Consider the following 8,485-nt stretch of genomic DNA (forward strand, 5'->3'; position numbering starts at 1 on the left):
TTTTGGTTATAAAAGATATTAAGAGATTTAGTGACACGAGGTACAAGGTAAGGGCGTATATCTGCTATTTATTTAGTAGAAATTTAACAAACAGACTGCCTGGAGTGTGCTTAGAAAACATAAAAGCTGGCTTTGATAAGATCAGCCACGAGATAGAAAATTTTGATGCACTATACATCTTAGATGAAAATGGCATACAGATCGAAGACTCTATCAGCCTAAATGAAAAGTATAAAATTCCAAAAGGCGAAAACCGCGCAAACAAGGCATACTATTACACTGCAGTGCGTGAGAAAAGGTGCGTTTTAAGCGATCCATATCCATCAAGTTTAAATGGAGGTTTATGCGTCACAGCAAGTGTGCCTATCTATAACGAAAAAAATAAGCTTAAATTTATCGCTTGCATCGACATAAGCCTAGAAAATATCCTAAATATGGTCGATAGCGGCTTTGTCGAGGAGCATTTTGGTAGATTTTTAAAGACAGTCTATGCGCTCTTTTGTGCATCACTTTTTATGATTTGTGCATTTTTATTTTGGCACGGGGTAAAGAGCTTTATCTCAAAAAGTATCGAGCATATAAATGTCGAAGAAATTTTTGAATCAACCATCATTTTAACGCTAGCTCTTGCCATTTTTGATCTTGTTAAGACGATATTTGAAGAAGAGGTTTTAGGTAAAAATCAAGAAGAAAATAGCGTTATTTATAAGACGATGGTGAGATTTATCGGCTCAATTATCATCGCACTTGCGATCGAAGCGCTTATGCTAGTCTTTAAATTTGCTATTACTGCACCTGAAAATATCATAAACGCTATCTATCTAATAGGCGGCGTGGCGATGCTAATGGCGGCACTTAGCTTTTATCTTTTTAGCGTAAAAAGGCAAGAGAACAGATGATTGCTATTATTGATTATGGTGTGGGCAATATCAAAAGTGTGATAAATGCTTTTGATTTTCTTGACAAAAAATGTGCCTTAGTAAGTAAGCCTGAAAATTTAAAAGAGTATTCGCACATTGTTTTACCAGGCGTTGGAGCTTTTGGTGAGGCGATGACAAAGCTAAAAAATAACGGCATGGACGAAGCCGTAAAAGAAGCTGTAAAAAGCGGCAAAGCATTTATTGGTATTTGCCTTGGTATGCAGCTTTTATTTGAAAAAAGCTTTGAATTTGGCGAGCATGAGGGGCTTTCTCTTTTGCCTGGCGAGGTTGTAAAATTTAATGAAGCTAATTTCGATAAGCCATTAAAAATACCTCACATTGGCTGGAATGCTTTGGAATTTAAGCAAAATAGCCCATTAAATTTAGGACTAAAAGAGCTTGAATATTTATATTTTGTTCACAGCTACCACGTGGTTTGCGACGATAAATTTATACTTGCAAAGACTACTTATGGCTATGAGTTTACAAGTGCGGTTTGGCATGAAAATGTCTTTGGCTTTCAGCCTCATCCAGAAAAAAGTCATGAGGTTGGGCTTAAAATTTTGGAAAATTTTGCGAGGTTGTGATGGAAATTTTCCCAGCGATTGATTTAAAAGAGGGGCAAGTGGTTAGACTTAGCAAAGGTCTTATGCAAAGTGCAAAAATTTATAGCAACGAGCCAAGTGAGCTTGCTAAAAGGTTTGAAGATTACGGTGCAAAATGGCTGCATGTGGTTGATTTGGATGGTGCATTTGCTGGAGAGACGATAAATTTTAAAACAATTGAAAAAATTACAAAGGCTACAAATTTAAGCGTCCAAGTGGGTGGTGGCATAAGAGATGAAGAGCGGATAAAACGTTATTTGGATTTGGGTGTTAGTAGAGTGATTCTTGGTTCAGTTGCACTTAAAGATCCAGAATTTACAGCAAAAATGGCTCAAATTTATAGAGTTGTAGTTGGCATTGACGCAAAAGATGGCTATGTGGCCGTGCAAGGTTGGGGCGAGGTTTCAAATATAAAAGCAGTCGATCTTGCAAAAAAATTTGCAGATGTGGGCGTGGAAGCTGTGATTTGCACTGATATTAACAAGGATGGAATGCTTGGCGGAGTTAATGTTGATTTTAGCTTGCAAATAGCTAGAAGTAGTAAGCTTGAGACCATAGCGAGTGGTGGCGTGAGTGATATAAATGATATTTTAATGCTAAAAGCCACAAATGAGATTGGTGGCGTAATAGTTGGAAAAGCCTACTATGAAGGGTTGCTTGACCTAAAAGAGGCCTTTAAACTACTTAGGTAGCGTTAAAGCTTTTATAAATTTAAATTAGCTAGAATAGGGCAATTTTTACTAAAAGGATATTATGTGAAGATTTTGGTTGTAGATGACAGTTCAACAATGAGAAGAATCATAAAAAATACTTTACAAAGGTTAGGACATCAAGAAATTCTTGAGGCTGAGCACGGTCTTGAGGCCTGGAATATCTTAACTCAAAATGAAGGTATCGAAGTTCTTATCACTGATTGGAACATGCCTGAGATGAATGGCCTTGAGCTTGTTAAAAAGGTAAGGGCTGAGCAAAAATATGTTGATATGCCTATCATAATGGTAACAACAGAGGGCGGAAAAGCCGAAGTTATAACAGCTTTAAAAGCAGGTGTTAATAACTACATCGTTAAACCTTTTACGCCACAAGTCTTAAAAGAGAAGCTTGAAGACGTTCTTGGTTAATGAAAGATAAATTCTACGAATTAAGCATAAAAACATCAAATTTTTATGATGAAATTTTAGAGCTAGTTTTCTCTTTTGGAGTTACCTGTGTTGAAGAGCTAGATCACGAGATCATCATCAGGGAAGAGCATGATCTAAAAGATATAGCTTGGGGTATTGAAGAGTATGCAAAAGGGCTCTCTAGTGTTCGTAAAATTTCAAATGATTTAAAAATTTCTCTTAATTTAAAAGAAAATAAAGACTGGCTAGGTGAATATAAAAAGGCAGTTAAGCCTATTTTGGTTGATAAAATTTATGTTAGACCTAGCTGGGAAGAGCCACTTAATGGCGTAACAAATATCATAATCGACCCAGCTCTAGCCTTTGGCTCAGGGCACCATGAAAGCACAAATTCTTGCTTGCAGCTTTTACAAAAATATGCAAAAAGTGGCAATACTACTTTAGACGTGGGCTGCGGAAGTGGAATTTTAAGTATTGCCCTGGCAAAGCTTGGCTGTAAGGTCGATGCTTGTGATACAGACGAGCAAGCCACGCAAAGCTCAATTAGCAACGCCGAGTTAAATGAGGTTAAATTTAATAAAATTTGGACAGGCTCTATCACGAATTTAGAGCAAAAATATGACATTGTCGTAGCAAATATCATTGCTGATGTTATTTTTATGCTCTCAAATGACTTAAAAAAATCGCTTAAAAAAGGCGGCTACTTGGTATTGTCAGGAATTTTAAACAAATACGAAGATAGGATTAAAGATACATTTAAGGATTTGGAGCTAATTGAGATAAAACAAAGTAACGATTGGAGTAGCTTTGTTTATAAGGAAATAGATGAATAACCAAAATAATAACCAAAACAATGGCAACAATAACGGTTTTTTTAATAAAAATCCTATTTTTATTTTTGCTATTTTTGCAATAGTTATAGTTTTAGCTTTTAGAAGCTTTAGTGGAGACGGACTAGGTGGCTCTTTTGGGCTAAATAGCAATGCTCAGAGTAAAATGGTAGCTTATTCTGAGTTTAAAGATATGTTAAAAAATAAGCAGCTAAATGAGGTTGCTATCTCAGAAACTACCATAAAAGGCATAGGTAGTGACAAAACTATCTATCTTGCAAAACGTATAAATGATCCAACGCTCATTGGTATACTTGAGCAAAATGGCATAACTTATAGCGTTTATAGCGAAAATAACTGGTTTGGTGATCTTATATTTTCATGGATCATCCCGGTATTTATATTTTTTGCTATTTGGATGTTTATTGCTAGTCGTATGCAAAAGAATATTGGCGGTGGCATACTTGGCATAGGAAGTGCAAAAAAACTTATAAATTCTGAAAAACCAAAAGTAAAATTTGACGATGTTGCAGGTGTCGAAGAGGCAAAAGAAGAGGTTCAAGAGATAGTCGATTATCTAAAAAGTCCTGATAAATATCTAAGACTTGGGGCAAAAATTCCAAAAGGAATTTTACTAGTTGGCCCTCCAGGCACAGGTAAAACACTTCTTGCAAGAGCAGTCGCAGGCGAGGCTAGTGTGCCATTTTTCTCTATGTCAGCATCAAGCTTTATTGAGATGTTTGTCGGTGTTGGAGCAAGTAGGGTTAGAGATCTTTTTGAAAATGCTAAAAAAGAGGCTCCAGCGATCGTTTTTATAGATGAGATCGATGCGATCGGTAAAAGTAGAAATTCTGGTCCAATGGGTGGCAACGACGAGAGAGAGCAGACGCTAAATCAGCTTCTTTCTGAGATGGATGGCTTTGACGCGGATAAGTCGCCAGTCATCGTAATAGCAGCTACAAACAGACCTGAAGTTTTGGATGCTGCACTTTTAAGGCCAGGTAGATTTGACAGGCAAGTGCTTGTTGATAAGCCTGATTTTAAAGGACGCTGCGACATTTTAAAAGTTCATATGAAAGATGTAAAGATTGGCAAAGATGTAAATATCGAGGATATCGCAAGGCTTACTACTGGTTTAGCAGGTGCTGATCTTGAAAATATCATAAATGAGGCTGCTCTTCTTGCAGGACGGAAGTCAAAGACCTTTGTCGAGCAGGCCGATCTTATGGAGGCCGTTGAGAGATCGATTGCTGGTCTTGAGAAAAAGTCTCGCCGCGTAAATCCAAAAGAAAAAAGAATCGTCACTTATCATGAGTGCGGTCATGCCTTGATAGCTGAGCTAACAAAAGGTGCAAAAAGGGTAACAAAAGTCTCAGTCGTACCACGTGGTCTTGCGGCACTTGGCTATACTCTAAACACGCCTGAAGAGAATAAATTTATGATGCAAAAGCATGAATTGATAGCAGAAGTGGATGTGCTTTTGGCTGGTAGAGCTGCTGAAGAGGTGTTTATTAAAGAAATTTCAACCGGAGCTAGCAACGACCTAGAGCGTGCGACTGATATCATAAAAGCTATGGTTAGTATGTATGGCATGAGCGATGTTGCTGGTCTTATGGTACTTGAAAAGCAACGTGCTACGTTTTTAAATGGTGGTCAAAGCATCAAAGATTACAGTGATAAGATGGCTGAAAAGGTTGATGAGTTTGTAAAGACGCTTCTTCATGAAAGATACACAGCTGTACTTGGTTTGCTTGAAATTTATAAAGGTGCTATTGAAAATATGGTATCAGCACTTTATGAAGAAGAAACAATCGAAGGAAAAAGAGTTAGAGAGATCATTAAAAACTATGAGATCGAAAATAGTTTAGAGAGCAGACTTGTAGAGACAGAAGAAGACGAAAAGAGCAAAAAAGAGGAATAAAAATGAGTGGCTATATCGCGAAAGCAGGATATAAATTTATATTATTTTTTCTAATTTTATTTGTTTTATCTTTGCTATTTGGGATCTTGCCACTACTTTTTGCTATTTTACTTTTTTTGGGACTTTATTTTTTTAGAGATCCTGAGAGAGAGCCATTTTCTGATGATAAATTGGCTTTACTATCGCCGATTGATGGCAAGATAAAAGAGATTAGTGCTTCAAATTTTGATAATAATGAAGTAGCTAAGATCGTCATAAAAAAATCTTTTTTTGATGTTGGTACATTAAGGGCTGTAAGTGATGTAAAAGTAGCTGAAATACGCAAAAGACATGGCTTATTTTTGTGTCAAGCTATGAAAATTTCAGAATTTTTAAATGAAAGAGCTATTATTCGCTTTGAAAAAGAGAATATAAAATTTGTTATGAAAATTATAGCTGGAGCTTTAAGCCGAAGTTTAGAAATTTCAAATGTTACTAGCCTAAAAGCATCTAGAAAATTTGGTTTTTTAGGAAGTGGTGAGGTGATTTTATACTTGCCAAGAGATACTAAGATATGTGTAAGCGTTGGAGAAAGCGTAAAGGCTGCTTCACTTTTGGGATATTTTGAAGAGGGAAAAAGAGATGAATAACATACAAAAGATGCAACTAATGTATATCTTGCCAAATTTATTTACAGCAGCTAGTGCTTTTTTGGGTGTTATTAGTATTATTTCATCTATTCAAGGTAACTATTTTAAAGCCATTATTTATATAATCTTATCGCTTATTTTAGATGGACTTGATGGACGTGTGGCTAGACTTACAAAGACAACTAGTAAATTTGGAGTGGAGTTTGATAGTCTTGCAGATCTTGTTGCTTTTGGTGTAGCACCAGCAATTTTATTTTATTTGACTATTGGTAAAAATTTTGGCAGATTTGGGGCACTTATAGCTGCTATGTTTGTAGTTTTTGGAGCTATTAGGCTTGCTCGTTTTAATGTCACTACTGGCACATATGAGCCAAATGTTTTTATCGGACTTCCTATACCATCAGCAGCTATTGTGAGCGTACTTTGGGTTGGTATTTATATCGACTATACATTTTTAGAAGGATTTGAGTGGTGTTTGATGCTACTTGAAGCTACTTTGGCAGCTTTAATGGTTAGTAACATTCGCTATCCAAGCTTTAAAAAAATAAATTTAAAACAAACCCATGTGATAAGAATTTTAGTAGCTCTTGTAGTTGCATTTTCAATGCTTTATCTATATCCATTTGAGAGTGCGACTTTGGTTATGAGCGTCTATATGCTTTATGGCATAGCAAGAGCCACTATAATGTTTAGTAAAAATTCTAAAAAAAAGGAGAGCGAATGAGCGAAAATGGTGTCATAAAATCACGTAAATTTTTACCAAAAATCGAAATCAAAAACTCTCTACTGCTGCTACTTAGGTAGCAAATTTCTCTTTACTTAACTCATCAAATTTAAAATTTAAATATAAAAAATACAAAAGGACAAAAATGGATAAGAATAAAATTATAATCTTTGATACGACTTTAAGAGATGGCGAGCAAAGCCCTGGTGCATCGATGAATACAGCCGAAAAACTACAGATCGCACTTCAGCTTGAAAGGCTTGGCGTGGATATTATGGAGGCTGGATTTGCAGCAGCAAGCCCAGGGGATTTTGATGCGGTAAACCAAATAGCAAAGCAAGCCTCAAATATCACGGTTTGCTCTCTTGCACGCGCAGTTGAGCGTGATATCAAGGCAGCTGGCGAGGCATTGGCTCCGGCTAAAAATAAGAGAATTCATACATTTATAGCGACAAGTCCAATTCATATGGAGTACAAGCTAAAAATGAGCCCAGATGAAGTAATAAAACGTGCAGTCGAGTCTATAAAATACGCAAAAACCTTTTGCGATGATGTGGAGTTTAGCTGCGAGGACGCTTGTAGAAGTGAAATGAGCTTTTTAAAAGAAATTTGTGATGCTGCCATAAATGCGGGTGCAAAAACTTTAAATATCCCTGATACAGTTGGTTATTTATATCCTGAAGAGATAACTGCTCGCATTAGTGAAATAGTAAAATTTGTAGGCGATAGAGCGATAATATCTGTGCATAATCACAATGACTTAGGTATGGCTACGGCAAACTCGTTAGCGGCTATAAAAGCTGGTGCAAGGCAGGTTGAAGGTACGATAAATGGTATAGGTGAGCGTGCTGGAAATGCTGCGCTTGAAGAGATCGTGATGGCTATCAAAACCCGCCAAGACGTCTTTGCTCCATTTTATACAGGCATTATCTCAAAAGAAATTTATCCAACTTCAAGACTGATTGCTAGTATTATAGGCATTGAGCCTCAACCAAACAAAGCTATCGTTGGTAAAAATGCATTTGCTCATGAAAGTGGCATACATCAAGACGGCGTGCTAAAACATAAAGAGACCTATGAGATAATTAGCGCTGAGAGCATAGGCCTTGAGAAAAATTCCCTTGTTTTAGGTAAGCATAGCGGTCGCCATGCGTTTAAAGATAAGCTTGCTAGCCTTGGATTTGACCTTGATAGCGATGCTCTTAATAAGGCTTTTGAAAAATTTAAAGAGCTAGCTGATAAGAAAAAAGAGATATTTGATGATGATATCAGAGCTCTTGTAGCTGAAGAGATTACAAAAATTCCACAAGCTTATGAGATCACGGCTCTTCTTCAAAGTAGCGGTGGAAGCCTTGCGAGTGCCTCAATTAGCATAAAACACAACGATGAGATCATCAGTGACTCAGCTCTAGGAAATGGTACTGCTGATGCGATATTTAAGGTAGTTGATCGCATTAGTGGCATTAGTGGCACGCTAAAAGACTATAAAGTGGCATCCGTTTCTCAAGGTAAGGATGCACTTGCAAAGGTTGATGTAAAGGTAGAGTTTGAGGGTAAAACGGCTGTAATAGGCCATGGACTTGACATAGATACTATGATGGCAAGCGCAAAAGCCTATGTTGGCGCACTAAATAGCTACCTTCGCATACATAAAAACTAAAATTTTAGCTGGCTGCTAAAATTGCAGCTGGCTATTTTAAATTTAATCCAAAAAATATATAAATTTTTAAAATTT

At 36.7% G+C, this 8,485-nt stretch carries 9 protein-coding genes; all 9 read left to right on the forward strand.

The genetic code is table 11. The annotated features are described in order from the left end of the window. Nucleotides 1-2: 2 nt before the first annotated feature. The 9 genes from CYP51_RS05235 to CYP51_RS05275 all read left to right on the forward strand — a co-directional run bounded on the left by CYP51_RS05235 (nucleotide 3) and on the right by CYP51_RS05275 (nucleotide 8,410). Nucleotides 3-899 carry a PDC sensor domain-containing protein gene (locus CYP51_RS05235; protein WP_103624648.1) on the forward strand — a complete coding sequence of 299 codons (897 nt, stop codon included), beginning with the start codon at nucleotides 3-5 and terminating at the stop codon, nucleotides 897-899. Beyond that, complete coding sequence (gene hisH / locus CYP51_RS05240; protein WP_103624649.1) at nucleotides 896-1,507, forward strand: imidazole glycerol phosphate synthase subunit HisH; 612 nt, start codon at nucleotides 896-898, stop codon at nucleotides 1,505-1,507. The genes CYP51_RS05235 and hisH overlap by 4 nt, the downstream gene beginning before the upstream one ends. Further along, on the forward strand, nucleotides 1,507-2,217 hold the full coding sequence (gene hisA / locus CYP51_RS05245; RefSeq protein WP_103624650.1) for a 1-(5-phosphoribosyl)-5-[(5-phosphoribosylamino)methylideneamino]imidazole-4-carboxamide isomerase: 711 nt from the start codon (nucleotides 1,507-1,509) through the stop codon (nucleotides 2,215-2,217). The genes hisH and hisA overlap by 1 nt, the downstream gene beginning before the upstream one ends. 63 nt (nucleotides 2,218-2,280) lie before the next feature. Beyond that, a complete protein-coding gene (locus tag CYP51_RS05250; protein WP_002939933.1) occupies nucleotides 2,281-2,646 on the forward strand; it encodes a chemotaxis response regulator CheY in 366 nt (121 codons plus the stop codon). Further along, on the forward strand, nucleotides 2,646-3,479 hold the full coding sequence (locus CYP51_RS05255; RefSeq protein ID WP_103624651.1) for a 50S ribosomal protein L11 methyltransferase: 834 nt from the start codon (nucleotides 2,646-2,648) through the stop codon (nucleotides 3,477-3,479). The genes CYP51_RS05250 and CYP51_RS05255 overlap by 1 nt, the downstream gene beginning before the upstream one ends. Further along, nucleotides 3,472-5,397, forward strand: coding sequence for an ATP-dependent zinc metalloprotease FtsH (gene ftsH, locus CYP51_RS05260; protein WP_103624652.1), 1,926 nt, complete (start codon nucleotides 3,472-3,474; stop codon nucleotides 5,395-5,397). The genes CYP51_RS05255 and ftsH overlap by 8 nt, the downstream gene beginning before the upstream one ends. Before the next feature lie 2 nt (nucleotides 5,398-5,399). After that, nucleotides 5,400-6,026, forward strand: a complete 627-nt coding sequence (locus tag CYP51_RS05265) for a phosphatidylserine decarboxylase (protein WP_103624653.1) — start codon at nucleotides 5,400-5,402, stop codon at nucleotides 6,024-6,026. Further along, entirely contained in the window at nucleotides 6,019-6,750 is a 732-nt protein-coding gene (gene pssA, locus CYP51_RS05270) for a CDP-diacylglycerol--serine O-phosphatidyltransferase (RefSeq protein ID WP_103624654.1), read from the forward strand. The genes CYP51_RS05265 and pssA overlap by 8 nt, the downstream gene beginning before the upstream one ends. A 145-nt stretch (nucleotides 6,751-6,895) precedes the next feature. Further along, complete coding sequence (locus tag CYP51_RS05275) at nucleotides 6,896-8,410, forward strand: 2-isopropylmalate synthase (protein ID WP_103624655.1); 1,515 nt, start codon at nucleotides 6,896-6,898, stop codon at nucleotides 8,408-8,410. Nucleotides 8,411-8,485 lie beyond the last annotated feature (75 nt).

Source organism: Campylobacter concisus (genome assembly GCF_002912895.1).
Taxonomy (GTDB): domain Bacteria; phylum Campylobacterota; class Campylobacteria; order Campylobacterales; family Campylobacteraceae; genus Campylobacter_A; species Campylobacter_A concisus_G.

Excerpts from the sequence above, each read along its gene's own strand:
- CYP51_RS05265 (WP_103624653.1), top strand. The coding sequence starts at position 5,400 with ATGAGTGGCTATATCGCGAAAGCAGGATATAAATTTATATTATTTTTT.
- CYP51_RS05255 (WP_103624651.1), top strand. The coding sequence starts at position 2,646 with ATGAAAGATAAATTCTACGAATTAAGCATAAAAACATCAAATTTTTAT.
- hisH (WP_103624649.1), top strand. The coding sequence starts at position 896 with ATGATTGCTATTATTGATTATGGTGTGGGCAATATCAAAAGTGTGATA.
- ftsH (WP_103624652.1), top strand. The coding sequence starts at position 3,472 with ATGAATAACCAAAATAATAACCAAAACAATGGCAACAATAACGGTTTT.
- pssA (WP_103624654.1), top strand. The coding sequence starts at position 6,019 with ATGAATAACATACAAAAGATGCAACTAATGTATATCTTGCCAAATTTA.
- CYP51_RS05275 (WP_103624655.1), top strand. The coding sequence starts at position 6,896 with ATGGATAAGAATAAAATTATAATCTTTGATACGACTTTAAGAGATGGC.
- hisA (WP_103624650.1), top strand. The coding sequence starts at position 1,507 with ATGGAAATTTTCCCAGCGATTGATTTAAAAGAGGGGCAAGTGGTTAGA.